The following is a 24527-nucleotide window of genomic DNA, read 5'->3' as shown; positions in this document are numbered from 1 at the left end:
GCCGATGTGCGGGGCCGCCCGATCGATCACCCGCCGCGGTCCGGGCCTGCGATGGCGGCTCACCCTGCTGGCGACGGCGCTGGTCGCCGCGGTCAGCGGGCTGTTGCTGTGGCTGGGATGGGTGCTGGTCGGCAACGTGGTGGCCGCAGTGCCCCGGTTGCCTGCGGGAACACCGGTCCGGGTGCACGGCGTGGATGTGCCTGCGGAACTGCTCGGCGAGGCGTTGCGCGACTCCGCACGGCAGCAGGTCCTGCTGATCGGCGGGTTCGCCTTCGTCGCCGTGGTGCTGGCGGCCGCGCTGCTGGCGTGGACGGTGACCGGCCGGGTGCTGCGACCGCTGCACGACGTGACCGATGCCGCGCGCCGGTTGTCCGCCGAGTCCTTGGACGAACGGATCGAGTTGACCGGTCCGCGCGACGAGGTCGCCCAGCTGGCCGACACCTTCGACGCGATGCTCGACCGGCTGCAAGCGGCGTTCGACTCGCAGCGCAGGTTCGTCGCCAACGCGAGTCACGAGCTGCGCACGCCGTTGTCGGTGATCCGCACGGAGCTCGACGTCACGCTGTCGGACCCCGACGCCGACGAGGCGGAGCTGCGCCGGATGGCCGATGTGGTCCGGGAGGCGACGGCGCGCGCGGAGCGGCTGGTGGAGGCCCTGCTCCTGTTGGCCCGCACCGAAGGTGCGGAGTTGGCGGTGCGGGAGCCGGTGGACCTCACTGGGCTCGTGGGCCGCGCTCTGCGCGCGGTGGAGCACGAGGCGCGGCAGCGCGGACTGCGCATCAAGTGTTGTGCGGAACCGGCGTTCGCCGTCGGCGATCCGGCGCTGCTGGAGCGCGTCGCGGGCAACCTGCTGGAGAACGCGGTGCGGCACAACATCGACGGTGGTTGGGTGGAGATCAGCGCCAGCAGTGATCCACAGTGGACAACCCTGCGGGTGGCGTCGTCGGGGCCGAGAATCCCGGCGGAACAAGTGGAATCCCTCTTCGAGCCGTTCCGCCGCGCAGGAGTCCAACGAACGGCCCGGAACGGAGCGGGCCTGGGCCTGTCGATCGTCCAAGCAGCGGCGAAGGCCCACCACGGTCGAGTCCGGGCGGAATCCCTTCCAGCCGGAGGCCTCTCGGTGACGATCCAACTCCCCGCCGCGCCGTGACCTGGATGACATGTAGAACATTGATGTTCTACACTCTCGTCATGAGCGAGGTGCCCGTCCGCATGCTGAACCAGGAGACGTCGAGTGTCCTGGCCAGAGTCAAGCGCGGCGAGGAAATCGACATCACCGAGCGCGGTGCCATCATCGCCAGGATCATTCCTGCGCATCCCCACCCTCTCGGCGAGCTGATCGCTTCTGGGAAGTTCCGCCCGCCGACTCTGGAGGGGTCTATGCCTCGGCCACTCGGCCCTGTTCGAACTGACGTGGACGCGGGCGCGCTCATCCGTGAGCTACGGGATGCGGAGCGCTACTAGTGATCTACCTCGACAGCGCTGCGCTCATCAAGCTGGTAAGGCGAGAACGAGAAAGCGACGCTCTGGCGGATTGGTTGGAGCAACAGCCGAATGTACCGCTGGTCGCATCTGCGCTCGTCGAGGTGGAGGTTCCGCGGGCACTACGACGGTACGAGCCGAACTTGCTCAGCGCCGTCCCCGCCGTTCTGAAGAGGATCGGCGTCTACGACATTGACGACGTGGTACGAGCTACGGCCGCTGCGTACCAAGACGTCCTGTTGTGTTCAATCGACGCGATTCACCTTGCGACGGCACATGCGATCTTCGGTTCGCACCTGACGGCATTCGTGACCTACGACCATCGTCTCCACAAGGCGGCTGAAGATGTTGGATTGCCAGTCGCACAACCAGGAACGGTTTGAACGACGCGAAAGCTGTGACCCGCCCGGAACGGAGCGGGCTTGGGCCTGTCGCCAGTCCAAGCAGCGGCGATGGCCCGCCACAGCCGAGTCTGGGTGGAACCCGTCCCAATCGGCGGCCTGGTCGTAGCAGTCCAACTCCCTTCACACAGCTCTTCCTGACACTGCCGATGTTCGTGGCCGCGGCGACCGCGTCCGCTCATCATGGCAAACGCACGGACTGGACTTCACGCACGCGAGAGGGGCGGTAGCGTTGTCGCAGCCCCGCCCCTCTCGCACGTGATCAGGCCTGGACGGAGGCCACTCCCGGGGCGAGGAAGCGCTTGCCGGTGACCTTCTCCGCGATGCCCGCGCGGTCCAGGTACGGCGTGATGCCGCCCAGCCAGAACGGCCAGCCCGCGCCGAGGAGCATGCACAGGTCGATGTCCTGCGCCTCCGCGACCACGCCCTCGTCGAGCATGATCCGGATCTCCTCGGCCAGCGCGTTCAGCGCCCGCTCGCGGACCTGCTCGGACGTCGAGGGCTTGTCGCCCTGCGCCCACAGCGCCGCGACCTCGGGGTCCACGACCTGCCCGCCCGACGCCCGGCCGCCGCCCTCCACGGAGGCGCTTCGCTCCGCTGACTCTTTGGACTCGTCGGTGATCCACACCGCGGTCTTGCGAGCGTCGACGAACCGCTGCATGTTGCCGCTGAGCCCGAACCGGTCCGGGTAGGCCGCGTGCATCGTTTCGTTGACGTGCTGGGCGACCGCCGGGCCGACCAGCTGCAGGAGCACCATCGGGGTCATGGGCAGGCCCAGCGGCTCCAGCGCGTTGTCGGCCACGTCGAACGGCGTGCCCTCGTCGATGGCCGCGATGACCTCGCCCATGAACCTGGTCAGCAGCCGGTTCACCACGAACGCAGGCGCGTCCTTGACCAGCACGCACGACTTCTTCAGCTGCTTGCCGATCTTGAACGCGGTCGCCAGCGCGGCATCGTCGGTCTGCTCGCCGCGCACCACCTCCAGCAGCGGCAGCACCGCGACCGGGTTGAAGAAGTGGAAGCCGACTACCCGCTCCGGGTTCTTCAGCTTCGAACCCATCTCGGTGATCGACAGCGACGAGGTGTTGGTGGCCAGGATCGCCTCGGGGGAGACGTGCTCCTCCAGCTCGGCGAACACCTGCTGCTTGACCGACATCTCCTCGAAGACGGCTTCGATGACGAAGTCGGCATCGGCGAACGCCTTCTTGTCCGGCGAGCCGGTGACCAGCGCCTTGAGCCGGTTCACCGCGTCCGGCGACAGGCGGCCCTTGGCGGCGAGCTTGTCGATCTCGCCGTGGATGTAGCCCACGCCGCGGTCGATGCGCTCCTGGTCGACGTCGGTGATCACCACCGGCACCTCCAGGCGGCGCACGAACAGCAGCGCCAGCTGACCGGCCATCAGCCCGGCGCCGACCACGCCGACCTTGGTGACGTTGCGCGCCAACGACTTGTCGGGCGCCCCGGCGGGCCGCTTGGCGCGCTTCTGGGTCAGGTCGAAGGAGTAGAGCCCGGAGCGCAGCTCGTCGGACATCAGCGCGTCGGTCAGCGCCTCGGTCTCGGCGGCGTAGCCCGCGTCGAGGTCGTTGCCCCGGGCCAGCTCGATCAGTTCGACTGCCTTGGTCACCGCAGGGGAGGCGCCTTGGGTGCGGGACTCGACGATGTCCTTGGCGCGGGCGACGGCGTCGTCCCAGGCCTTGCCGCGGTCGATCTCCCGGCGGGTCACGGCCTGCTCGCCGTTGACCACCCGGACCGCCCAGCGCACGGACTCCTCCAGGAAGTCCGGGCTCTCCAGCAGCTCGTCGAAGATGCCCAGCTGACGGGCCTTCGTAGGGTTGAGCATCCGGTTCTGGCTGAGCGCGTTCTCGATGGTCACCGTCACCGCGGCGTCCGGCCCGATCAGGTTCGGCAGCAGCTGGGTGCCGCCCCAGCCCGGGAACAGGCCCAGGAAGCACTCCGGGAACGCGATCGCGCCCGCGTTCGCCGACACCGTCCGGTAGTGGCAGGACAGCGCCAGCTCCAGGCCGCCGCCGAGCGTCGCGCCGTTGACGAACGCGAAGGTCGGGATCCTCGACTCGGTGAGCCGGCGGTACACGTCGTGCCCGGCCTGGGCGATCTGGTGGGCGTGCTCCCGCTCGGTGATCCGCCCGATGCCGGAAAGGTCCGCGCCCACGGCGAACACGAACGGCTTGCCGGTGACCGCGATGGCCGCGGGTTCGGCGGCGAACGCCTCGTCCAGCGCGTTGTTCAGGCTGGCCAGGCCACCCGGGCCGAAGGTGGACGGCCGGGTGTGGTCGTGGTCGTTGTCGATGGTGATCAGCGCCAGCTTGCCGGCCAGGCCGGGCACGTCGACGAGCCTGGTGAACGCCTTGGTCACCACTTCGTCGGGGAACAGCGTCGCGAAATCCGTCGTCACCGCGCGCCTCCTGCGTTGTAGTTCGGGTTCTCCCAGATGACCGTTCCGCCCATGCCGAAGCCGATGCACATGGTCGTGATGCCGTAGCGCACCTCGGGGTGCTCGGCGAAGTGCCGGGACAGCTGGATCATCAGCCGCACACCGGAGGACGCCAGCGGGTGGCCGCAGGCGATCGCGCCGCCCCACGGGTTGACCCGCGGATCGTCGTCGGCGATGCCGAAGTGCTCCAGGAACGCCAGCACCTGCACCGCGAAGGCCTCGTTGATCTCGAAGAGGCCGATGTCGTCGATGGTCAGCCCGGCGCGCTGTAGCGCCCGCTCCGTGGCGGGCACCGGCCCGACGCCCATCACCTCCGGCTCCACGCCGGCGAAGGCGTAGCCGACCAGCCGCATCCCGACCGGCAGGCCGAGCTCGGCGGCGGTGTCCGCGTCGGCCAGCAGGCAGCCCGTCGCGCCGTCGTTGAGGCCTGCCGCGTTGCCCGGGGTGACCCGGCCGTGCGGCCGGAACGGCGTCCTCAGGCCGCTCAGCGCTTCGACCGTGGTGCCCGGGCGCGGCGGCTCGTCGGCGGTGGCCAGGCCCCAGCCCCGCTTGGAGCGGGTGGACACCGCGACCAGGTCAGGCGTGATCTTCCCGGCCCGCAGCGCCTCGTCGTAGCGCTGCTGGCTGAGGGCCGCGTAGGCGTCGGTGCGCTTCTTGGTCAGCGTCGGGAACCGGTCGTGCAGGTTCTCCGCGGTCGAGCCCATGATCAGCGCCGACGGGTCGACGACCTTGTCGGAGACGAAGCGCGGGTTGGGGTCGATGCCCTCGCCCATCGGGTGGTTGCCCATGTGCTCGACCCCGCCGGCGATCGCCACGTCGTAGGCGCCGAAGGCGATGCCGCTGGACACGGTGGTCACCGCCGTCATGGCGCCGGCGCACATCCGGTCGATGGCGAAGCCGGGGACCGACTTGGGCAGCCCGGCCAGCAGCGCCGCGCTGCGGCCGATGGTCAGACCCTGGTCGCCGATCTGGGTGGTGGCGGCGATGGCGACCTCGTCGATGCGCTCCGCAGGCAGTTCCGGGTGCCGCCGCAGCAGCTCCCGGATGACCTTGACGACCATGTCGTCGGCGCGGGTCTGGGCGTACTGGCCCTTCGAACCGGCCTTGCCGAACGGCGTGCGTACGCCGTCGACGAAGACCACGTCCCGAACCGCTTGGCGGCTGCGGCTGTCGGCGGGTACCGACGCAGGTGCGGCCACGGCGTGCTCCTCACTGGCTTGGTGGATGATGCCGACCGGATCAAACGGTCTCTACCGGCGGTAGCCGCACTCTAGCGCTTATTACCCACCGGTAACCACACGGGTAGACCGTGTCGGCTGTCTCACATCCTGATCAGCGCCGCCGTCGGTGGCCACTTCTAGGCTGACCCCGTGCTGTACGTGCCTTCGGCGGTGGCACCGGACTTGGCTTCGGACCTCGTGACCGGTTGGACTGCGGACGTGGCGGGCGCCGCGACGATCGTGCCGGACGGTTGCGTCGACGTGCTGTGGATCAGTACGGGCGTGATCCGCGTTTGCGGCCCGGAAACATCGGCGTGGTCGTTCGCGCTGCCGCCGGGCACCGAGGCGGTAGGCGTGCGATTCCGCGCGGGGCGGGCGGGCAGTGTTCTCGACTTCGACACCGCCGAGCTGCGCAACAGGCGGGCGTCCCTCGACGACGTGCTCGGCTCCCGCCCCCAACGGCTCCTCGGTGACCAGATCGGCGCCGCCGAAGACCAGCGGAGCCGGCTTCGCGTCCTCCAAGACCACGCTCGCGAATGGCTCGGGGCGGCAGCTCCGGAGGACTCCGCTGCCGAGACCGTCCGGCGAATGCTCGTGCACGACAGCCGGACGACGGTCGCCGAGATGGCCGAGGCCACCGGCCTCTGCGCGCGCCAGCTGAACCGGCGATGCGTTCGGGCGTTCGGCTACGGGCCCTCGATGCTGCGCCGAATCCTCCGGCTGCAACGGTTCCTGCGCATGGCAAGGCATCCTGGCGCCCCGATCGATCTGGCAACGCTGGCGGTGGCCGCCGGCTACACCGACCAGCCACACCTTTCGCGCGACTGCCGGGAGATCGCCCGGAGCAGCCCGGGCGCGCTCGTCGGCCGCTGAAGTCCGATCCGTACACGACAGGCGGCTCGTAATAGACCAGGCTGAGGGCATGAGCGAAACCTCCGAGCGGTACCGAGCGCTGGCTGCCGAGTTCACCCGCCGAGTCGGGGCGGTGCCGGCTGACATGTGGGCGGCGCAGTCCCCCTGCGAAGGCTGGACCGCGTTGGACGTCCTGCGCCACGTCATTGATCTGCACCGCGAAATCCCCAGCTGGGCGGGTTTGACGGTCACCTTGGCGAAGGTCGTCGACGATGACCCGTTGGGAGCGTGGTCGGAGGCCCGCGACGCACTCCAAGCACTGGTCGACGATCCGCAGCGGGCGCGGCAGGAGTACGACGGGATGTTCGGCCGCACCACGGCCGAGGCGACGATCGACCGGTTCCTGTGCTTCGACCTGCTCGTGCACGGATGGGACATCGCCAGGGCCACCGGAGGGGATGAGAGGCTGCCAGCGGACGAGGTGACGAGGGTTTACGCCGATGCTCTCGCCCTCGGGGACAACATCCGGCACACGGGCGTCTGTGGCCCCGAGGTCCGCATCGCCGACGACGCGCCCGAGCAGGACCGCCTGCTCGCCTTCCTCGGCCGCAATCCGTAGTCGACGATCCCGTGCGGCGGCTCCGCGTGGAACCGCCGCACGGCGAACGTCAGTCCGTGGCCGTCGCGTGGAGAGCCTTGCTCAGGTCCTCGGCCGTGAGGTTGATCTGCCACTCGCGGGCGCCCTTGTCGCGCAGCAGCTCGGCCACGTCGTCGGCGCTGCGGTCCTCCGGCGGGGTCCAGCAGGTCCGCCGGACCAGGTCGGGGAGCAGCAGGTTCTCCACTGGCAGGTTGTTGCGCTCGGCGATCTTCGACAGCGCCGAACGCGCCGCGGACAGCCGCGCCGCGGCCGCCGGATCCCGGTCGGCCCAGCGGTTCGTCGGGGGCGGGCCCTCGTGCGGTGAGGCTGCGGCCGGCAGCTCGTCGTTCTCCAGCCGGCGCGCCGCCCGCAGGGCCTGCAACCACATCGCGGCCCGGCGCCGCTGCTGACGCCCGCCGAACACCGGCAGGGCTACGAGGTCGGCCTCGGTCTTCGGGTTGGCCTGCGCGGCCTGCACGATCGAGGAGTCCGGCAGCACGCGTCCCGGCGCGAGATCGCGATCCCGCGCGACGTTGTCCCGGGTCTCCCACAGGGCTCGAACGGCCGCCAGCTGTCGAGGACTGCGCACCCGGTGAATGCCAGACGTGCGGCGCCAAGGCTCGGCACGCGGCGGGGCGGGCGCGGCGGTGCGGACCGCCTCGAACTCCTCGTGCGCCCAGTCGAGCTTGCCCTGCCGCTCCAGCTCGTCGCGCATCGCGTCACGCAGGGCGGTCAGCAGCTCCACATCCAGCGCGGCGTACACCAGCCAGTCCTGGGGGAGTGGTCGGCGAGACCAGTCCGCCGCACTGTGGCCCTTCTCCAGCCGGTAGCCGAGCATGCGCTCCACGAGCGCACCGAGCGACACGCGCTCGAACCCGGCGAGCCGGCCAGCCAGTTCGGTGTCGAACAAGCGCGCCGGACGCAGGTCGAGCTCGGCGAGGCACGGCAGATCCTGCGACGCCGCGTGCAGCACCCACTCCGCGTCGGCCAAGGCCGGCAGCAGCGGATCGAGCGCACCGTCCAGCGCGATCGGGTCGACCAGCACGGTGCCGGCGCCTTCTCTGCGGAGTTGCACCAGGTAGGCGCGTTGCGAGTAGCGGTAACCCGAAGCGCGCTCGGTGTCCACGGCGACCGGTCCGGTCCCCGCAGTTAGTGCGTCCGCGGCCGCGTTCAACGCGGCCGGTGTGTCCACCACCGGCGGTACGCCGTCGGTGGGTTCGGTCAACAACACCGGCTCCGGGCGGTCGGACCCGACGGTCTCGGGGCTTGCAGCTTCCACGGCTACCAGACCTTACGTGCTTCGGCCCGCGCCGTGGGGCCACTCCACCCGAGCTCGTCGGGGCGACCGCCCGATGCAGGTGTGTCAGCGTCCGGTCATCGGATCACGCCGGCCCGCATGGCCAGCGCAACCATCTGTGCCCGGTCGCCGGTGCCCAGCTTGCGCCCTATCCGCGACAGGTGGCTCTTCACCGTGAGCGCGGATAGGTTCAGGGCCTCACCGATCTCCTTGTTGGATCGGCCGTCGGCCACCAACTGGAGCACCTCGACTTCGCGCCCGGACAGCTCGCGAGGCGTGTTGTCCGTTCCCGGCACGCGGGTACCGGCGGCAAGCACCGGCGCCACGCTGGGATCGGCATACACGCCGCCGTCGAGCACGCGGCGCACGCCGTCGGTGACCACCATCGGCGAGGCCGACTTCAGCAGGTACGCCTGCGCACCTGCCTGGAAGGCAGCCCGGACCGCATACGGGTCATCGGACGAAGCGAGCACCACGATCCGTGGCCAGCCCTGGCTCCGGAGTTCGGTTACCAGCTCGATGCCGGTCCCGTCCGGGAGCCCGAGATCGAGAATTGCGAGGTCGCAAGGACCGGTCGCCAGGGCGCGAGCCCTGGCTTCGGCCATAGATGCGGCCTCGTGCACCGTGCCGGCGCCCATCTGCAGCAGCCGGGCGGCGATTGCCTCCCGGAGCAGCGGATGGTCGTCCACCACGAGCACCGTGAACAGCTCTTCCCGCGGGTGCGGGACCATGTTGGCCGGCAAGGTGCCGGCTGGCGTGGTTCGAGCGGCCTGACCTAAGCCGACGGCAGCCACGTCACTACCTCCCTGGAGTCGGTCGTGCCCCCCGACCGGCACCGGGACTCTCGACCAATCAGCCGCGCCACTGATCGACCGAAAGTGGTGTCGTCGGGGGCAGCGTAACCGCCCAAGCGGGTCAGCGGGACGATCAATCGGGTATCTATCCCGATCGAGTTGTTACCTGAACATGATCGTATCGCTCTTTTGGGTGACTATGAGCTATCTCCGTAACGGCGGAGCGTGGCCAAGCGACGTAATACGAACGCGGATTGTGAAAAATTTGCGCAATCAATGGTTCGGGCGCCTCGCGGGTCTTCGCGAAAGGAAATCACGCTTCGGCGTGTCGCCCGCCTCGGGTGAGGGGATCGGTTGCGCCGAACCTTACGCGCCGGAGTCGACCGGCACAGCCGGTGATCGGGCGATCCGGATTCAGTCTCGCGAAGCTGTGCTGCTGGGCCGCCCGCCGAGCATCGAGACGCCTTCCGGAGGCAACCCCGCTGCACTCGCCATCAATTCGTGGAACGCGGCCGCGTGCGGTTCCAGTTGGGCGTCGGTGGCCGTCCAGGAGCCGCGCAGTTCCAGATCGTGGCTGCGGGTCGGGCCCGCGATGTCGCCGAACCTGGCAGATGAGGTCAGCGTGACCGTGCCGCCAAGGGCGGTCCAGGAGGCGCCGGAGTCCTCCAGTGCGTCGGTCAGCCACGACCAGCCCACCGCCGGCAGCAGTGGGTCGGTGGCCAGCTCCGGGTCGAGCTCGGCACGCAGGTAGACGACGAGCCGCAACACGCCGTCCCACGCCTCCTGGCCGTCCGGGTCGTAGAGGAGCACCAGTCGAGCGGTGGCGAGCTCGCCGGCCGGCCCGTTCGCCTCTGCGGCGAGCGCGTGCGCCCAGGGCGCCAGGCGCTTTGGTGGCCCGACCTCGCTCAGCTCGATCTCGGCCCGCGGGCGGAACGACGTCAACGCGGCAACAGCCTGCCGGAAGACTTCGGGCGTCGCCGACATCTCCGTCACGCCGCCGACTGTAGGCGGCCGAACGCGGGCAGTTGCGGAGGCACGCCGAAAGAGGGATGCGCGAGCTTCGCGCTTGACTATGCGTGGCGGCGCGGACAGCTTGGCTTTCCAGGGCGAGGGCGTGCCAGCGGCCAACGGCAGGCTCTCGGCCAGGGGCGGGCGGCAGGCGTGCGAAGATTGCCGCGCAAGCCCGGCCGGCCCGCCGCGGCGCCGTCCCGGGGACACCGATCGACGTACGGACAGCGACCTCGATGACGAATTCCGCGAACTCCGCGCCGGTCTCGGCCCGCCGGGACCTCGCCGACGCTCCCCTGCTCGTCGCCGCTCGCGGCGGTACCCCCCGGCACACCCCGGTCTGGTTCATGCGGCAGGCGGGTCGTTCGCTGCCGGAGTACCGCAGGGTCCGTGGGGGCGTGCCGATGCTGCAGGCGTGCCTGACGCCGGAGCTGGCCAGCGAGATCACGTTGCAGCCGGTGCGCCGGCACGGAGTGGACGCCGCGATCCTGTTCAGCGACATCGTGCTACCGCTTTACGCGGCTGGCATTGGGCTGGACATCGTCGCGGGCACCGGACCGGTCGTGTCGAGCCCGGTGCGCACCGCCGCCGACGTCGCCGCGCTGCCGAGGCTGGACCCGGCGCAGGTCGCTCCGGTTGCCGACGCGATCGGACTGCTGGTGCGCGAACTGGGGGAGACGCCGCTGATCGGGTTCGCCGGCGCCCCGTTCACGCTTGCCTCCTACCTGGTGGAGGGCGGCCCGAGCCGCAACCACGAACGCACCAAGGCGTTGATGCACTCCGACCCGCAGACCTGGCACGCGCTGCTGGAGCGGCTGGCGGACACGACGCTGGAGTTCCTAGAGGTGCAGTTGGCGGCCGGGGTCGATGCGATCCAGCTCTTCGACTCCTGGGCCGGGGCCTTGTCCCTGCGCGACTACCGCGAGTTCGTGCTGCCGCACAGCCAGCGGATCTTCGCAGGCATTGCGGAGATCGCGGACGTACCGAAGATCCACTTCGGGGTGGGCAGGGGCGCCCCGCCGGTGCCGACGTGGTCGGCGTGGACTGGCGGGTGCCGCTGGACGAGGCTGCGAACCGTCTGCGGGCGGCGGTGCCGGACGCGGCCGAGCCGGTGGTGCAGGGCAACCTCGACCCGGCGGTGCTGTTCGCCGGGTGGGGCGCGATCGAGCGCGAGGTGCACCGGATCCTCGGCGAGGGCAAGTCCGCCGGCGGGCACATCTTCAACCTCGGTCACGGGGTGCTGCCCACCACCGACCCCGAGGTGCTCACGCGCGTCGTTGAGCTGGTGCACGCCGCGAGCGAGCGGTGATGGCGCACCGAGTCGCGGTCGTCGGAGGCGGGATCGCTGGCCTAACCGCCGCCTACCGGCTTCGTCGCGAGCTGGGGCCGGATGCCGAGATCGTGCTGCTGGAGCAGGGTGACCGGCTCGGCGGCAAGCTCCGCACGGTCGAGCTGGCCGGTTGCCGCTACGACGTCGGGGCGGAGGCCTTCCTCGACCGGCGCGCGGAAGTCCGGCAGCTCGCGGAGGAGCTCGGCGGGCCCGAAGAGGTCGTGCACCCGGGTGCGGTGTCCGCGACGGTGCGCGCCGGCGGCCGGACCTGCTGGTTGCCCGGTGGGACCGTGATGGGCGTCCCGGCTTCGGCGGATGCGGTGCAGGACGTGCTTTCCGAAGCCGGGGTGGCCGCAGTCCGGGCGGAGGCGGATCTGCCGCCGGTTCGGCTCGGCGGCGCCGACATCTCAGTCGGCGAGCTGCTGCGCGGGCGGGTCGGAGACGAGGTCGTCGACCGCCTCGTCGAGCCGCTGCTGGGCGGCGTCTACGCGTGCAATGCGGACTTGCTCGGCTTGCGGGCGACAATTCCGGCGCTGGCCGCGGCGCTCGACGCCGGAGCGGAGTCGATCACCGCGGCCGCGGCCGCGGCACTGCCCTCGCGGCAATCGGCAGACTCGCCCAAACCACCGGTTTTCGGCGCTTTCCGCTACGGCTTCCGGGAGCTGATCGACCGGCTGCTGATCGCCGCCGACGCCCGAATACGGCTGGGGTTCCCGGTGCGGCAGCTGGCACGAACCGACTCCGGCTGGCGTCTGGAGATCGGTGCCGCGCCCAGCCCGGAGTTCCTGGATGTCGACGCCGTGGTGCTCGCAGTGCCCGCATCGGCTGCCCGCAAGCTGCTCGACGACGCCGCTCCTGCCGCAGCGGCGAAGCTTGCGGCGGTGGAGCTGTCGTCTTCGGTCGTGGTCGGGCTCGCCCTACCGCCGGACACGCGGCTGCCCGAGGCATCCGGGGTGCTGATCGCGCGCGGCGAGCAGCACGCCGACGGAACCCCGTTCACCGCCAAGGCGTTCACCTTCTCCAGCAAAAAGTGGCCGCACCTGCGCGGAGCGGACGGCGAGCTGCTCGTGCGCGGATCGGTCGGCCGGTTCGGCGAGACCACGGAGCTCCGCCTGGACGACGCCGAGGTGCTGCGCCGGGTCGCGGCGGACTTCGCGGAGCTGACCGGGACCTCCGCGGTTCCGGTGGACTCCGTGGTGGTGCGTTGGGGCGGCGGCCTGCCGCAGTACGGAGTGGGTCACCTGGACCTCATCGCCGACGTCGAACGCGCCGTGGCCGAGGTGTCGGGGCTGGCGATCGCCGGTGCCGCCTTGCACGGCGTCGGCGTCCCGGCCTGCATCGCCACCGGGTCGGCGGCAGCGACCGATGTCACGCGGGACCTCCTGCGGGCCGGTCCCTGCGAAGTGGGACGATGAGAACATGGCGCGGCTGAACTACAACGAGCTCAACGACACGATCCGCTACACCATGTGGTCGGTCTTCCGGATCGAGCAGGGCACCCTGCCCGAGGACCGGGAGAAGGCCGCGCAGCAGACCCAGGAGTACCTGGACTCGCTGGCCGAGTCCGGTGTCGTGGTCCGCGGCGTCTACGACGTCTCCGGGCTGCGTGCCGACGCGGACTACATGATCTGGTGGCACTCGGAGCGGATCGAGGAAGTACAGGCGGCCTATACCGGGTTCCGCCGGGAGACCCCGCTGGGGCAGGCATCCGAACCGGTGTGGAGCAACGTCGCGCTGCACCGCCCGGCGGAGTTCAACAAGAGCCACATCCCGGCCTTCCTGGCGGGCGAGGAGCCGCGCAAGTACATCTGCGTGTACCCGTTCGTGCGCTCCTACGAGTGGTATCTGCTGCCGGACGACGAGCGCCGCACGATGCTGGCCGACCACGGCAAGGAAGCCCGGGACTACCCGGACGTCCGGGCGAACACGGTGGCCTCGTTCGCGCTGGGCGACTACGAGTGGATCCTGGCCTTCGAGGCGGACGAGCTGCACCGGATCGTCGATCTGATGCGCCACCTGCGCGGCACCGAGGCCCGCCTCCACGTCCGCGAGGAGATCCCGTTCTACACCGGTCACCGGGTCGACGTCCCGGACCTGGTGACCCGCCTCCCCTGACGGGTACAAGGTCGCGCTATGGCGACCATTCAGATCCGGGACATCCCGGAAGAGGCGTACGAGACGATCCGCAACCGAGCACGCTCCGCTGGGATGTCGCTGCACGCGTACATGCGCGATGAAGTCGTGCGCATGGCATCGCGCCGGACGAAGGAAGAAGCGCTCGCGGCGGTCGAGGCAGCACTCGCTCACGATCGCGGCACCGGGGTGACCGTCGAGAGCATCCTCGCGGCAAAGGATGCTGATCGACGTTGAGCGAATTCGTCGTTGACGCCTCGGCCCTCGTGCTGGCAACCACAGTCGTGTCGGACGGGCCCGGCAGCTGCGCCGTCGGCTGCTTCAGGGCGAGTGCCACGCACCGCACCTTGTCGACGCAGCGGTCGGGAACGTGCTTAGAAGACAGGAGCTGGGCGGGCAGATCGAGGCGGAAGCCGCGACGACTGCGCTCCTCGCCATGAAGGACTTGGTCGACCACCGCTATCCCCACGCAGGTCGGCTCAGCCAAGCCGCGTGGGAGTTGCGTGGTGCGGTCACGTTCTATGCCGCGCTCTACGTGGCGCTGGCTGCTGGCCTGGACGTGCCGCTGCTGACAGCCGACGCGAGGCTGTCCCGCGCTCGGAAGCTCCCGTGCAAGGTTGAAGTGATCGTGTGATCGTCACTCCGCCGGAACGAGGCGGACTGCGATCGAGTTGATGCAGTAGCGCTGGTCGGTGGGGGTGGGGGTAGCCCTCGCCCTCGAAGACGTGGCCGAAGTGGCCGTGGCAGGCGGAGCACACGACCTCGGTGCGGACCACGCCGAGCGACCGGTTCTCGCGGAGGATCACCGCGTCGCTGCCGGTCGGACGCCGTCGCACGGTTCACGCCAACTGCCCGAGCAGCACCCGAGACGCGGCCATTTTCCCGGTCCAGGGCCTCGAAGAACCTCGCCCTCAACTCCTCAAAACCCACGATCCTCGCAACTCCCTGAAATCCAGGGTGTTGCGGGGATCGCTAGAACCCGCCATCTCGGGTTGGGGGCTTCTTGTGTTTCTGGTGTTAGCAGGCGAAGTCGAACTCGCCCTTCCTTGCGCCGTCGACAAATGCGGCGAACTTGACCCGCGTGGTCGACAGGATCACGGCCTTGTTGTCGCTCTCCACCAGGTGAACGTTGTCACCGTCGGCAGCGACGTGCAGGCACTCCTTACCATCGATGTGACTCCGGGTGGCCTTGACGAACCCCAGCTCAGCTCCGTTGACCACTAGCTTCATCATTTCCGTGTTCCATCTCTGGACCACGGGCCGCAGACAACAAGCTAGCCGGGCATTCCTCGGAGATCGATAGGCTAACCGGGTCGCCGCAGCTGGATCTTGCTGCTCAAGATCGGGTTCGAGTCACCGGTAATCGCATCGAAGATCTTGCCGTACTTCGTCTGTTCCCACTTGACATCACCGACGATGCTCAGCTTGTCGCGATGTACGACCTGGAACTTCCCGTCGTCGATCATGCGGGCCATATAGTCGTAGGCCCACCCGGGCGCGTTGGTTTGATCCCAAAACGCTCCGCAGGCGAAGCAGTCGAGCCGGAAGACAGCTTGCTCGATCGCGGCCGGGAAGTGCGCGGCTTGCAGGTGGACACTCTCGTAAGGATGCAAACACCGGTGCGGGGGTGCCCAGATCTGACTTGGATACTCCGGGTCGCGGCCGGCTGGTATGCCAAGGTCGTCAAAATCCATGACTAGTCCTCTCAGCGGCAGCGCCGCGTTGCCAGTGATCACGGGCCGCGGCGATCAGCGTAGCGCGCGGTATGCACATGGTGACAGAGAGCACAAGAAAGCCCCGCCCAGTAGGTGACCAGGCAGGGCAATTGGGAGAAGGTCAGCGGCCTAGAACGGGTGTTAGCTCCCGGAGCATGTAGACCCCGCACCAGCGGCTCTCCGTGTCGTTCGGGTCTGTGACTTCCCTAGCTAGCTTCTTGGCCAGCTTGCGCGGGTTCGGCACTGCTGCCACGTCCCGCGCGAGGATCTTGCATTGCCCCCAATCCAGTTGGAGGAGGCGGGAAATCTCCGACGTGAGGCAAAGGTTCCGAACCTTCTCGTCTGTCTCCAGCACCTCGATCACGGCCCGCGCGTTGTCTTCTCCTGGCGTCTTCGCCAGGATCGCCAGAGCGTTGGTTCGAAGGGTCGAGGTCTCCCCCTCCAACATCCATCGACGGATGTTGGAGAAGCTTTCTGGGTCGGCTTTGTGGATGATCGCTAGGTCTGTCGAGTGCGCGGTGGGAGCCCTGGCGATGATGTCGGGGTCTCCCTCGCGAATGGCCCGGCTCAGGTTTGCGAGCTTTGCGCCTCGGATTTTGGCGAGACCTGGGTGTGTGATGTCGCGCTTGAACACTTCGCCCCCTGCTTCCTGGATGGCTCGCTCGTACGCCTCGATGATCTCTGGAGTAGCCCGCCTGCGTCCAGTCTCCACATGACCGAGCGTGGACTTGCCGAAGTGCGTCGCTTTGGCCATGTCTTCGAGGCTCATCTTCACGTCGTTCCGAGCCTCGCGAAGGACAAGACCGATGTCTAGGTCCTCTGTAGACGACATGTAGACCCCCAAATGCTTCCAACCACCCGCCGTGATCGAGATGCTACTTCGCGGAACTGGAACTTCTAAGACGGCCCGGCCGGTGAACCGGGATTCCCCTAGCGGATCACGGGCCGCGCCCACCGGACCGGGCAGCCGCCCCCGCGTCTCGCGTCCATCCGGGCGCGGGGGCGGTCCAATATTCGCCCGAATTTTGGTCGCGGACCAGGTCTCACCGGCCGACATCAGGAACGGGGCAACTCGATGATCATCTGGGGATGCGTGATCGGTCTCGCTGCTGTGGCGAGCATCGCCCTGTGGGTGACGTTCTACTACGCCCCTGCACGGCACGCCGGTAGTGGCGAGGGTGCGCTGACGGTCGCCTATCTGGTCGCACGGGTGGAGGCCGAGACAAGCAGCGGCCGTCACCAGTTGCGGGAGCCGCGGATCGTTCAGCTACGCGGCGACCTGGCAGACGAGCTTGCCGTCGAGGAAACCCGGCACCTGCCACTAATCGAGTCTGACCGGGAAGCGATGGCGCGACACCCAGTGGCACGGCATCCCGGGATGGTGCGCCGCCTTCTAGCCGCGCTGCAACCTCTCCCTCTGACTCGGTGGGGACGGCCCCGTCCCCCCCGACCGGCACCGGGCCGTTCGGTCCAGCCCCCCGGCACGGGACGGTTCAGCGTGATGGCCGTATGGGATCGACGCGCGGCATCGCGCCGCAACCGATCCCACCGTGCCGGGGCCTTTCACTCTGTCGGCAGGCGCGAGAGAAAAAGATCATCTGCTGAGGCTGCTTGCCGGAGGTGATCGCATGGCGGAATGCAAAATGTTTGGTGGGGCAGCCGACCGCGACGGAGACTTTTGCGCCGATTGCCAATCGGCGGTGGACCCAGGTGACTAGATACCGGCCTGGCGGCGCAGATGCGCGTTCAGGGTTGCTACCGAGTCCCAAGCGGGACGGAGCAGCCAGTTGCGCCAGGCCTCGCCTTGCCCCGCGATGTCCGGCTTGATCGAGGCGTCCGGCCAGAATCCGTGTGGATAGTGCAGGTACCCGGACCACTCTTGTTTGAGGATGTCGCGGCATCGGATCGTGTCTTTGACGTCCTCGTCGGACAGGTCTAGCAGATGCTCGGGAGGGTCCTCGGGCAGGGTTTCCCACGTGCCGAATTCGAGCGGGGAAGGCAGTGGCCGCATCGTTTCGGTCCTTCCCGGACCGCGTTGCCAGTGATCACGGGCCGCGGCGATCAGCGTAGCGCGGTGTAGTGATCGTGTTACAGCGGGCACACTTCGACTTAATCCGCATCCCATGCGTACCGAAGCTCGTAGCTTTCCGCGGGCATCACCATGTCGTTGACCTCGACGAGATGCCCGTTGCTGTACGTAAGCCGCTGGACCGTCAGGACTGGCCCGCGGCCAAGGCCGAGCGCCTGCTTCTCGTTCGCATCCGGCATCTTCGCACCGACGATCTCTTCATGGTTCGTCACCGGGAACCCGAGATCTTCCAGCCGGGCAAACACACCACCGGGACCGGTGTCCTCCTCTTCAACCGCGGTTCCGCGGGTGATCTCACGCGGGTACCGGGAGACAGCGAGCATCACGGGTTGTCCGTCCGCGGTCATGACTCGGTCTCGGACGCAGACCTCCGCAGTCTCGTCCATCCCGAAGACCTCCGCGAAATCCTGCGCCGGCTCGAACCACACGCGGACCGACGTCGCCGGGGCGAAGCCCTGGACCTGCGCCTCTGCTAGGAACGCCCCTTCGTTGCGCTCCCGCCTCGCCCGGGACAAGCGCTCCCGCGAGTCGAGCCTCTTCACTACCCGAGGGGATGCCACGAACACCCCGACCCCGTGTCGCATTCGCACCAGCCCGGCATCCCGGAGCTCCGCGAGTGCTTGACGGACCGTCGTGCGCGAGGCGTCGAACCGCTGGATTAGCTCGGGTTCCGAGGGCAGCTTGTCTCCGACCGCCCAGGCACCCGAAGCGATCTCGCCTCGAAGAATCTCGGCGATCTCCTTGTAGCGGGCTGCCGCATTCATTCGGGACCTCTCACACGTCTGGGTCGTCTTGCCTGGCTCTTCATGAAATCACTTGTTGGCCGCTTGCCGAAACTCAAGCGACAAGCTTATAGTCTTACTCGTCTCAGACGAGTAAGACGACTGGTGTGAGCGAAGCTTCCAATGGATGGCCCCTCCTTGGTTCACAACACACCTACGCCCCCGCCCGAAGATCCCGAGGCTGCCTACTGGATCTGCCCGCCAGCGGAGGACTTCCGGCACGCGACGACGCAGCGACCAGGCGCTCTCCCGGTGGTGCCGAGATGCCTGTTAGCGGATCAGGGGCCGCGCACCAGCCATGCAGCCGTCTCCGCGTCTCGCGTTCATCCGGGCGCGGGGGCGGTCCAATATTCCCGACATCAGAAACGGGGCAACTCGATGATCATCTGGGGATGCGTGATCGGTTTCGCTGCTGTGGCGAGCATCGCGGTGTGGGTGACGTTCTACTGCGCCCCGGCACGGCACGCCGGTGGCGGCGAGGGTGCGTTGACGGTCGTCTATCTGGTCGCGCGGGTGGAGTCCGAGACCAGCAGCGGTCGGCACCAGTTGCGGGAGCCGCGAACCGTACGGATGCGTAAAAGACCTGGCCGATGCGCTCCCCGTCGAAGAAACCCGGCACCTACCGCTGGTCGAGACCGGGCTACCGGTCGATGACCGCGAGGCGATGGCCCGGCATCCAGGAATGATGTGCCGTCTCCTGGCCGCGCTGCACAACCTCTCCCTCTGACTCGGTGGGGACGCCCCTGGTCACTGGGCCTGCACGGTCAACATGACCGCTCAGCCCGCTGGCTCGGTGGGGACGTCGCAGTCGATCCCGACCGGTGTTTCCACCGCAACCACGTACCTGCGCCGTTACCGACAGGTTGGCCAGGTACACGGATGGTCAGGCGACGGAAGCCCCCCGACGTCGTCTGACCATCCACCCAGCTCCCCGGCACGGGAAAGCCGACCCAACCCGACACGGCGGCTGTAGCGGGATCGACGAGCGGCATGACGCCGCAACCGGACCCACCGCGCCGGGTACTGAGAGCCCCGCGTCTTTGTTGGCGTGGGGCTTTCTGCGTTCTAAGCCTCGTCCGCTGGTACTAGACGGACTGCGATCGAGTTGATGCAATACCGCTGATCGGTGGGGGTGCCGTAACCCTCGCCCTCGAACAGGTGGCCGAGGTGTCCGTGGCAGGCGGCGCACAGGACCTCGGTGCGGACCATGCCGAGCGACCGGTCCTCGCGGAGTATCACCGCGTCGCTGCCGGTCGGATCCCAGAACGACGGCCAGCCGCAGTGCGATTCGAACTTGGTGTCGCTGCGGAACAATTCCGCCCCGCAGCCGCGGCACTCGTAGACCCCGACCGTCTTGGTGTCGACGTACTCGCCCTGCCAGGCCGGCTCGGTGGCGGCTTGGCGCAGCACCGCGTACTCGTTCGGGCTGAGCTGTTCCCGCCACTCCTGCTCGGTTTTGGTGACCTTCGGGGTTCCTGGGAGCGGATCCATGCCTCCACGCTAATCCGTCCGAAGATCGACTGCACCGGTGCGGTGTCAGATCGAGTCGAATGCCACCACCGCCGATTTCGCGTCGCGGGTCGCGGCCAACTGCTCGGCTTCGGCGTCCACCTCGGTGCGCGTGGCGCCGGTCAGCGAGTGGAAGCCCAGCACGTCCACCATAAGCTTGGTGCCCGCCTTCTTGGCCCGCCAGGTGCCGACGATCTCGCCGTCGACGAGCAACGCCCCGGGGGAGCTGACCGCCCGCCAAAGCGCTTTGCGGTGTTCGGGGTCGGGCACCAGCTGCGCGCGGTCCCGCGCTTGCAGGAACGGGTCGCCGGTCGGCAGCAGCCGAACGCCGCGTGGTGACGGCGGTGAGGCGAGTGCGTCGGTGGCTTCCGGCACGAACCACGAGCGCTTGCCGTCGACCGCGACCTCGACGAGGTCCGTCGGCCAGACCGGCCGCAGCACTGCGGCGCTGGTGCCGAGGAATGCGGCGATGTCGGCGATCGAGCTTGGACCGAGCAGGCGCAGGCCGTCCCGGATCAGCACGTCCAAGCGCGCGGTCTGCTGCGGGACGCGCCACTGCGGGGCCGCTGTGATCCGCAGCCGCCCGGATTGGCGGACGAGCCGGATGCCGGCGGCCAGCCCGGTTTGCAGGTACAGCGAGTAGAAGACGTGGGTCGAACCGCAGGCCCGGCACCACGCCGAGGCCTCCGGGACGTCGCGGGTCACGGCTGCGCTCAGCGAACCCCGATCCGTCGGTTCGAGGGAGTGCTCGCGCATCGCCGCGACCGTCTTGCCGAACACGGCGAGCGGGGCGTCGACCGACTTCATGATCGGCATTCGGGCCACCACGTCCGCGTCCGACATCGGGTATAGCCGCCCGGCCAGCTCTGGGAGGTCCGCGGCGCGGTGCAGGTGCGCGCTGCCGCGCACCGACCAGCCGAGGGCCAGCGAGTCGGGGAGTTCGGCTTCGGGCACTCTCGTGCGCACCGACTGCAGGGCGGATCCTGCCGGGCTGTCCTGCACGCCGAGCGGCAGCACGGCGAGCTTCTCGGCGCCGGTTGCGGAGCGGTCCAGCTGCTGCACGGCGTGCCGGTAGGCCAGGACGCGTTCTCGGTCGATCTCGATCACCACACCTCGATTCGGGTAACGGCGCGAGCATGCCCCAAGCCCCCGACAGATCAGCCGAGGAAGGTGCTGAACACGAACAAGAACGCGTTCCAGAGCGTGAACAGCACTCCGAACAGGATCAGCACGACCACCACGACGGCCACCAACCGGCGATGGCCGTCCGCCCGGTTCACGCTCTGCGCGAAGTCGTCCACGCCGCGCAGCATGCCCTCCACAGTGGCCTCGGAGTTCGGCCGCTGCATCCGGTCGCGGTGCGCGGCGAAGGCCTGCACCTCGGGATCGTCCGGGTCGAGCCCGTGCAGATCCTCCTCGAGGCGCTCGATCTCCTCATCCCGGTCGCCACGTTCCACGGCCCCACGGTAGCTCCTGCCGCCCGTGACCTGTCGCCAGTGCGCGAAGACCAACCGAGCTCGGGCGGCTCAGCGGGTGGCGCGGTGCTGACGTGCGTGACCGCTGGCGAGGTGGCAACCTCGACAGTGTGATGACCCCGTTGATCGGCATCGAATTTTGACAGGTGACCGAGCTCGTGGCCGCACATGGTTTCTCCTGATCGCGGGAATTGCTGCTCTCCGCTGAAAACGCGCCGAGATCCCGGGTCGTGAGCCCGCCGCTCGTGTGATCACTGGATCGAGTGATTGGGGCTGCGAGCCGTCGTCCGAATCCCGCTAGGGCCCGGGGGCCGTGTTGCAGTCGCCGCGCTCCACTGAGGACCCGGGAGGCGATGATGAGCGTGCATCCGGTGGAGTCCGACGGTCCGTTCCGGCCGGAGCTGGCGGTGACGCCCCCGGAGCGGCAGCGGCGCTGGACCGTCCTATTGCGACTGATCTTGCTGATCCCGCACTTCATCGTGCTCTGGCTGATGTCCATCGCGGCCACCGTGGTGGTCATCATCGGCTGGTTCACCGCGCTGGTCCTGGGGCGGCTGCCGGACTGGATCTCGGACTTCCTGGCCATGTTCATCGGCTACCAGGCACGGGTGGCGGCGTCGTACATGCTGCTCGTCGACGAGTACCCGCCGTTCGTCGTCTCCCAGCCGGACTACCCGGTGCAGGTCGACGTCCGGCCGGCGGAGCTCAACCGGTTGGCGGTGTTCTTCCGGATCATCCTGGTGATCCCCGCCGCGATCGTGAGCGCGGTCGTCGCCCAGGGGTGGGGCATGCTGGCGTTCTTCATCTGGCTGATCGTGTTGGTGTCGGGCCGCAACCCCCGGCCGATCTTCGACGCCTCCGCGGCGGTGCTGCGCTACGGCTTCCGCACGAACGCCTACTTCTACCTGCTGACCGGCGCCTACCCGAAGAAGCTGTTCGGCGACGCTCGCGCGGAGGACAACCCGCCGCGCCAGTCGCCCGGCACCCGTCCGCTGGTGATGTCCAAGGGCGGCCGGGTCTTGCTGGTCGTGTTCATCGTGCTCGGCGTTGTCGGCCTGGTTACCAACGGCGCCGTGCAGTCGTTGAACCAGCCGGACTTCCACTACCAGTACGAATACGCGTACGGCCGCTGACGGTCACACCGCGGCTTCGGACCAGGCTCGGCGGAGGTCTGCGCGGTGAGCCGGTGGCGCAGTCGCAACTGGCGCAGGGCTTCGTCGGAGGGCGTCGCGGACATCTCCTCGCGGCCGCCGATTACCATGCGCCGGAAGGAATCGCCGCGCACGTGCACCGAGCGCGGCAGCCGCTCGGCGACGCCTTCTTGGGCGATGCCTCCGCGCGTTCGAAGAGTTGTCACCCGTTCGGGCGCAATTGTCGTGCGCATTTCGCATTCAGTTACAGATCGCAATGCCTTCATGTGACCTGTTCAGCTCGTTGGCCGATAACGGTTCGCTCAGCCAGCGGTGTCCCGTTTCTTCCTTCGGCGAGCACCATCGCAACCGTTGGTATTCGCAGAATCGCGGGAGGCGATGATGGTCCGCACCGAAGCCGAGCGTGCTCCACAAGCCCAGGGTGGCTGCAGCTGTTGCGGCAGCTGCACCGGTCCTTCCTGTGGCTGCTGCTCCAGCTGCGGCTGAACAGGGGGTCTGCCCGGGGTGCTTGCGGGATCACCCCGGGCAGACCATGCCATCGGTCGGCACGGTGCCCTCGACCAGGAATCGGCTGGCGGCCTCCGTCACGCACGGCGACCTGCCGACGGCGCCGTGCCCGGCGCCCTGCCAGCGCAGCAGCACCCCGGTCGGCATCTGCTCGGCCATGTGATCGCTGCCCATGCCCAGCAGCAGCGGGTCGTTCGCGGTGCTGATCACCGGGATCGGCGGCAGGTCAGGACGGCGCGGCGAGGGCAGCGGCTGCTGCGGGACAGGCCACGACCCGCACCAGACCATGCGCTGCGCGGCGGCTCCACCGAACAGCGGGAAGCGGTTCACCCAGTCCAGCGCGAGTTCGCTGCTGCGTTGCGGCGGCACGCGCAACGTCGTGTCGTTGCAGCTGGTGATCAGGTCGCCGTCGAGCCACGGCGGGTTCACGCCCTGCGGGGCGACCAGCGGCGCGCTGATCGCGGCGAGCTTGGCGCCATCGCCGTGGTCGGCGGCGGCCAGCGCCTCGGCCAGGGCGGGCCAGGTCGCCCGGTCGGAAAGGCCCAGCAGCATCGCCTGCACCACCCGGCCGCCGTTGACCGGGGAACCCGGTGCCAGTAGCGGCGTCGCGCGGGTCCGCTCGACGAGATCGCTGACCAGCTTCCGCGGATCGGGGCCCAGCGGGCAGCCGCGGCTGACGCAGTCGGCGGCGAACGTGTCGAAGGTCTGCTCCGCGCTCTGCGCCTGGGATTCCACCTGGCCGATGGAGTCGCGGGTCGGGTCCGGCGCCCCGTCGAGCACCAGGCGACCCACGGACCCCGGGAAGCGCTCGGCGAACGTAGTCAGCAGCCTCGCCGCCTCGCCGCGTCCGATCGCGTGCAGCCGCGGCACGCCCAGTTCGAGGCGGAGCTCTTCCAGGTCCGAGGCGGTCCGCCAGGTGTCGTAGGCCTGCAGCCGCTCGTCGAGGTCGAGCAGGCATTCCTGGCTGGCCTGCAGCACCGATTCGAGCAGCCGGTCCAGCGCGGTGCGGTCGGTGGCGCGCGGGTCGAAGCCGACGATCGCGTCGCGCTGCGCGGGCGGGACGCAGTCGGCCGGGTCGGATTCGCCGGTGCCGCGCCGGTCCATCCCGATGATGTCGAAGGTGTTGCGCAGCTCCGGCGGGAGTTGGGTGGCCAGCCGTGCCGCGAAGGTCGTGCCCGGCTCCCCGCCGACGTCGCCCAGCACCACCAGCGGGACGTGGCCGGACCCGGCGCGGATCAGCGCGATGCGAGCGGTGCCGCGTTCCGGGGATTCCGGCGCGTCCAGCGTGCTGAGCAGCCGCGCGCAGGAGAACGTCAGGCCCGCCGGCAGGTCACCGAGCTCGCCGCGGGTCCGCTCGGTGCAGTCCTCCCAGTTCAGCGAGTCGTCGCTGGGTGAGCCCAGCGGCGGGACCGGTGCCGGTTTCGGCGGCTGTGGCGCTGGGACGACCTGCTGCTCGCCGTCGTGGTAAGCGACCGCGGGCCGCTCCGATGGTCCGGCCGAGCAGGCGGCGATCACCAGCAGCAACGGTAGCAGCGCGGCCCCGACCCGGTGAGTGGTGCGCGGCACGGGTGCTCCTCGTCGGCAGGCGCGGTGGTCGCTGGACCGGGTCAGCATCGCACGATCCAGGTGAGGCCCCGGTGAGGGCCCTGACAATCAGGTGACAAACACGGCGGGCCGCGAGATAACGTGCAGC

25 protein-coding genes and 2 pseudogenes are annotated in these 24527 nt (G+C 69.0%); 11 read left to right on the top strand and 16 right to left on the bottom strand.

Features of this window, described 5'->3' with window-relative positions; translation table 11 throughout:
* Positions 1-4: 4 nt before the first annotated feature.
* Genes SSPN_RS0112355 through SSPN_RS0112345 form a run of 3 tightly spaced genes read left to right on the top strand, consistent with a single transcriptional unit; the run spans position 5 to position 1865 of the window.
* Entirely contained in the window at positions 5-1150 is a 1146-nt protein-coding gene (locus SSPN_RS0112355; protein ID WP_010695012.1) for a sensor histidine kinase, read from the top strand.
* Positions 1151-1173: 23 nt separating this feature from the next.
* Positions 1174-1464 carry a type II toxin-antitoxin system Phd/YefM family antitoxin gene (locus tag SSPN_RS0112350; protein ID WP_010695011.1) on the top strand — a complete coding sequence of 97 codons (291 nt, stop codon included), beginning with the start codon at positions 1174-1176 and terminating at the stop codon, positions 1462-1464.
* Positions 1464-1865: a type II toxin-antitoxin system VapC family toxin gene (locus tag SSPN_RS0112345; RefSeq protein ID WP_010695010.1), complete on the top strand. Its 402-nt coding sequence runs from the start codon at positions 1464-1466 to the stop codon at positions 1863-1865. Before SSPN_RS0112350 ends, SSPN_RS0112345 begins: the two co-directional genes overlap by 1 nt.
* A gap of 280 nt (positions 1866-2145) precedes the next feature.
* Here the strand turns inward: SSPN_RS0112345 and SSPN_RS0112340 are convergent, their stop codons facing one another.
* Together SSPN_RS0112340 and SSPN_RS0112335 are read right to left on the bottom strand one after the other, a co-directional pair.
* Positions 2146-4296, bottom strand: a complete 2151-nt coding sequence (locus SSPN_RS0112340; protein WP_010695009.1) for a 3-hydroxyacyl-CoA dehydrogenase NAD-binding domain-containing protein — start codon at positions 4294-4296, stop codon at positions 2146-2148.
* Positions 4293-5534 carry a thiolase family protein gene (locus SSPN_RS0112335; RefSeq protein ID WP_010695008.1) on the bottom strand — a complete coding sequence of 414 codons (1242 nt, stop codon included), beginning with the start codon at positions 5532-5534 and terminating at the stop codon, positions 4293-4295. Before SSPN_RS0112335 ends, SSPN_RS0112340 begins: the two co-directional genes overlap by 4 nt.
* A gap of 171 nt (positions 5535-5705) precedes the next feature.
* Between SSPN_RS0112335 and SSPN_RS0112330 the strand changes: the two genes are divergently transcribed.
* Complete coding sequence (locus tag SSPN_RS0112330) at positions 5706-6428, top strand: helix-turn-helix domain-containing protein (RefSeq protein WP_010695007.1); 723 nt, start codon at positions 5706-5708, stop codon at positions 6426-6428.
* A 49-nt stretch (positions 6429-6477) separates the two neighbouring features.
* Complete coding sequence (locus tag SSPN_RS0112325; protein ID WP_010695006.1) at positions 6478-7026, top strand: TIGR03086 family metal-binding protein; 549 nt, start codon at positions 6478-6480, stop codon at positions 7024-7026.
* 49 nt (positions 7027-7075) lie between these two features.
* Here SSPN_RS0112325 and SSPN_RS0112320 read toward each other — a convergent pair whose 3' ends face one another.
* From SSPN_RS0112320 to SSPN_RS0112310, 3 genes are all read right to left on the bottom strand, one after another.
* Positions 7076-8323, bottom strand: coding sequence for a ribonuclease D (locus SSPN_RS0112320; RefSeq protein WP_010695005.1), 1248 nt, complete (start codon positions 8321-8323; stop codon positions 7076-7078).
* A gap of 95 nt (positions 8324-8418) precedes the next feature.
* On the bottom strand, positions 8419-9135 hold the full coding sequence (locus SSPN_RS43560; RefSeq protein ID WP_010695004.1) for a response regulator: 717 nt from the start codon (positions 9133-9135) through the stop codon (positions 8419-8421).
* A 414-nt stretch (positions 9136-9549) separates the two neighbouring features.
* Positions 9550-10119 carry a DUF3000 domain-containing protein gene (locus SSPN_RS0112310; protein WP_010695003.1) on the bottom strand — a complete coding sequence of 190 codons (570 nt, stop codon included), beginning with the start codon at positions 10117-10119 and terminating at the stop codon, positions 9550-9552.
* A gap of 260 nt (positions 10120-10379) precedes the next feature.
* Between SSPN_RS0112310 and hemE the strand changes: the two are divergent.
* The 5 genes and pseudogenes from hemE to SSPN_RS43550 all read left to right on the top strand — a co-directional run bounded on the left by hemE (position 10380) and on the right by SSPN_RS43550 (position 14240).
* Positions 10380-11452: pseudogene (hemE, locus tag SSPN_RS43555) on the top strand (uroporphyrinogen decarboxylase).
* A complete protein-coding gene (gene hemG, locus SSPN_RS0112290; RefSeq protein ID WP_010695001.1) occupies positions 11452-12888 on the top strand; it encodes a protoporphyrinogen oxidase in 1437 nt (478 codons plus the stop codon). Before hemE ends, hemG begins: the two are co-directional and overlap by 1 nt.
* Positions 12889-12892: 4 nt before the next feature.
* Positions 12893-13588 (top strand): hydrogen peroxide-dependent heme synthase, encoded by a 696-nt coding sequence (hemQ, locus tag SSPN_RS0112285; protein ID WP_010695000.1) that lies wholly within the window; start codon positions 12893-12895, stop codon positions 13586-13588.
* Positions 13589-13606: 18 nt separating this feature from the next.
* Positions 13607-13843 (top strand): FitA-like ribbon-helix-helix domain-containing protein, encoded by a 237-nt coding sequence (locus SSPN_RS0112280; protein WP_010694999.1) that lies wholly within the window; start codon positions 13607-13609, stop codon positions 13841-13843.
* A 67-nt stretch (positions 13844-13910) separates the two neighbouring features.
* A complete protein-coding gene (locus SSPN_RS43550; protein ID WP_272941761.1) occupies positions 13911-14240 on the top strand; it encodes a PIN domain-containing protein in 330 nt (109 codons plus the stop codon).
* A 3-nt stretch (positions 14241-14243) separates the two neighbouring features.
* Here SSPN_RS43550 and SSPN_RS50885 read toward each other — a convergent pair.
* The 9 genes and pseudogenes from SSPN_RS50885 to SSPN_RS0112235 all read right to left on the bottom strand — a co-directional run.
* Positions 14244-14430: pseudogene (locus tag SSPN_RS50885) on the bottom strand (peptide-methionine (R)-S-oxide reductase); the annotation flags it as partial.
* Between the two features lie 193 nt (positions 14431-14623).
* Positions 14624-14839, bottom strand: coding sequence for a DUF397 domain-containing protein (locus tag SSPN_RS0112270; protein WP_010694997.1), 216 nt, complete (start codon positions 14837-14839; stop codon positions 14624-14626).
* Between the two features lie 71 nt (positions 14840-14910).
* Positions 14911-15300, bottom strand: coding sequence for a hypothetical protein (locus tag SSPN_RS0112265; RefSeq protein WP_010694996.1), 390 nt, complete (start codon positions 15298-15300; stop codon positions 14911-14913).
* 142 nt (positions 15301-15442) lie between these two features.
* Positions 15443-16153: a helix-turn-helix domain-containing protein gene (locus SSPN_RS0112260; RefSeq protein WP_101377239.1), complete on the bottom strand. Its 711-nt coding sequence runs from the start codon at positions 16151-16153 to the stop codon at positions 15443-15445.
* An 882-nt stretch (positions 16154-17035) separates the two neighbouring features.
* Positions 17036-17332: a hypothetical protein gene (locus SSPN_RS0112255; protein ID WP_010694994.1), complete on the bottom strand. Its 297-nt coding sequence runs from the start codon at positions 17330-17332 to the stop codon at positions 17036-17038.
* Between the two features lie 98 nt (positions 17333-17430).
* Positions 17431-18174, bottom strand: a complete 744-nt coding sequence (locus SSPN_RS0112250; RefSeq protein ID WP_010694993.1) for a GntR family transcriptional regulator — start codon at positions 18172-18174, stop codon at positions 17431-17433.
* A gap of 1083 nt (positions 18175-19257) precedes the next feature.
* Complete coding sequence (gene msrB, locus SSPN_RS0112245; protein WP_010694992.1) at positions 19258-19683, bottom strand: peptide-methionine (R)-S-oxide reductase MsrB; 426 nt, start codon at positions 19681-19683, stop codon at positions 19258-19260.
* A 45-nt stretch (positions 19684-19728) separates the two neighbouring features.
* Complete coding sequence (locus SSPN_RS43545) at positions 19729-20808, bottom strand: DNA glycosylase AlkZ-like family protein (protein ID WP_158309560.1); 1080 nt, start codon at positions 20806-20808, stop codon at positions 19729-19731.
* 50 nt (positions 20809-20858) lie between these two features.
* On the bottom strand, positions 20859-21158 hold the full coding sequence (locus tag SSPN_RS0112235) for a hypothetical protein (RefSeq protein WP_010694990.1): 300 nt from the start codon (positions 21156-21158) through the stop codon (positions 20859-20861).
* A 374-nt stretch (positions 21159-21532) separates the two neighbouring features.
* On the opposite strand from SSPN_RS0112235, the gene SSPN_RS0112230 reads away from it, so the two are divergent.
* Entirely contained in the window at positions 21533-22309 is a 777-nt protein-coding gene (locus SSPN_RS0112230) for a DUF4389 domain-containing protein (RefSeq protein WP_010694989.1), read from the top strand.
* On the opposite strand, the gene SSPN_RS59620 is transcribed toward SSPN_RS0112230, so the two are convergent.
* Both SSPN_RS59620 and SSPN_RS0112220 read right to left on the bottom strand, forming a co-directional pair.
* Entirely contained in the window at positions 22279-22560 is a 282-nt protein-coding gene (locus SSPN_RS59620) for a hypothetical protein (RefSeq protein WP_237710528.1), read from the bottom strand. The two genes, SSPN_RS0112230 and SSPN_RS59620, sit on opposite strands and share 31 nt — an antisense overlap.
* A 283-nt stretch (positions 22561-22843) precedes the next feature.
* Complete coding sequence (locus SSPN_RS0112220) at positions 22844-24400, bottom strand: alpha/beta hydrolase (protein ID WP_010694987.1); 1557 nt, start codon at positions 24398-24400, stop codon at positions 22844-22846.
* Between the last annotated feature and the right edge of the window lie 127 nt (positions 24401-24527).

Origin of the sequence: Saccharopolyspora spinosa NRRL 18395, from assembly GCF_000194155.1 — a bacterium.
Classification (GTDB): Bacteria; Actinomycetota; Actinomycetes; order Mycobacteriales; family Pseudonocardiaceae; genus Saccharopolyspora; species Saccharopolyspora spinosa.
This window is presented reverse-complemented; position numbering and strand designations above follow the sequence as displayed.

Coding starts and splice junctions, on each gene's coding strand:
- SSPN_RS0112355 (WP_010695012.1), top strand. CDS start 5: ATGTGCGGGGCCGCCCGATCGATCACCCGCCGCGGTCCGGGCCTGCGA.
- SSPN_RS0112350 (WP_010695011.1), top strand. CDS start 1,174: ATGTTCTACACTCTCGTCATGAGCGAGGTGCCCGTCCGCATGCTGAAC.
- SSPN_RS0112325 (WP_010695006.1), top strand. CDS start 6,478: ATGAGCGAAACCTCCGAGCGGTACCGAGCGCTGGCTGCCGAGTTCACC.
- SSPN_RS0112310 (WP_010695003.1), bottom strand. CDS start 10,119: ATGTCGGCGACGCCCGAAGTCTTCCGGCAGGCTGTTGCCGCGTTGACG.
- hemG (WP_010695001.1), top strand. CDS start 11,452: ATGGCGCACCGAGTCGCGGTCGTCGGAGGCGGGATCGCTGGCCTAACC.
- hemQ (WP_010695000.1), top strand. CDS start 12,893: ATGGCGCGGCTGAACTACAACGAGCTCAACGACACGATCCGCTACACC.
- SSPN_RS0112280 (WP_010694999.1), top strand. CDS start 13,607: ATGGCGACCATTCAGATCCGGGACATCCCGGAAGAGGCGTACGAGACG.
- SSPN_RS0112270 (WP_010694997.1), bottom strand. CDS start 14,839: ATGATGAAGCTAGTGGTCAACGGAGCTGAGCTGGGGTTCGTCAAGGCC.
- SSPN_RS0112265 (WP_010694996.1), bottom strand. CDS start 15,300: ATGGATTTTGACGACCTTGGCATACCAGCCGGCCGCGACCCGGAGTAT.
- SSPN_RS0112260 (WP_101377239.1), bottom strand. CDS start 16,153: ATGTCGTCTACAGAGGACCTAGACATCGGTCTTGTCCTTCGCGAGGCT.
- SSPN_RS0112255 (WP_010694994.1), bottom strand. CDS start 17,332: ATGCGGCCACTGCCTTCCCCGCTCGAATTCGGCACGTGGGAAACCCTG.
- SSPN_RS0112250 (WP_010694993.1), bottom strand. CDS start 18,174: ATGAATGCGGCAGCCCGCTACAAGGAGATCGCCGAGATTCTTCGAGGC.
- msrB (WP_010694992.1), bottom strand. CDS start 19,683: ATGGATCCGCTCCCAGGAACCCCGAAGGTCACCAAAACCGAGCAGGAG.
- SSPN_RS0112230 (WP_010694989.1), top strand. CDS start 21,533: ATGAGCGTGCATCCGGTGGAGTCCGACGGTCCGTTCCGGCCGGAGCTG.
- SSPN_RS59620 (WP_237710528.1), bottom strand. CDS start 22,560: ATGCGCACGACAATTGCGCCCGAACGGGTGACAACTCTTCGAACGCGC.